Source organism: Endozoicomonas atrinae (genome assembly GCF_001647025.1).
Classification (GTDB): Bacteria; Pseudomonadota; Gammaproteobacteria; order Pseudomonadales; family Endozoicomonadaceae; genus Endozoicomonas; species Endozoicomonas atrinae.
In genome coordinates this window covers 1-457 of sequence record NZ_LUKQ02000789.1, presented here as the reverse complement: position 1 = coordinate 457, position 457 = coordinate 1, and the positions used below count along the sequence as shown (strand labels likewise).

Here is a 457-nt window from a genome sequence, read left to right as displayed (position 1 = left end):
GCGTCATTCGTAAGGCGATCAAGAACCGGAAGATTTTTCGGACTGATGAGTCAGTCATGAAGGTAATCTATCTGGCCATGGAAAAAGCTTCCGAGAAATGGACCATGCCGATCAGGAACTGGAAAGCAGCCATGAACCGGTTTGAAATTATGTTTCCTGACCGGTTCAAGGAGTAATAGTTTTGGTGGCGTTTACACAGAATTATTTACAGGCTCAATATTGATTCATGTCAGAGAAAAAAGCATGGCCTGAGATGAAAATTATTGTCAGAAGTTTGTAAGTGATGTTTCAAGAGTTTCTCTCAGTTGGAAGAAATATAATGCATTTCATTGTAAGCGCCAATTTAACCTGCGTATATTGCCATTTTATCCTTAAAATGCTTGTGTAAATGGTTGCTGGCTTATCCTTTGCCAATTGATAGCTCAACTCTCTATTGTAGAAGTTCTTCAAGCCAGTC

Annotated in this window: 1 pseudogene; it reads left to right on the top strand. The window is 39.6% G+C overall.

Going from position 1 to position 457, the window contains the following annotated elements:
- Positions 1-176 (top strand): annotated as a pseudogene (locus tag AK963_RS36410) (IS256 family transposase); the annotation flags it as partial.
- Between the last annotated feature and the right edge of the window lie 281 nt (positions 177-457).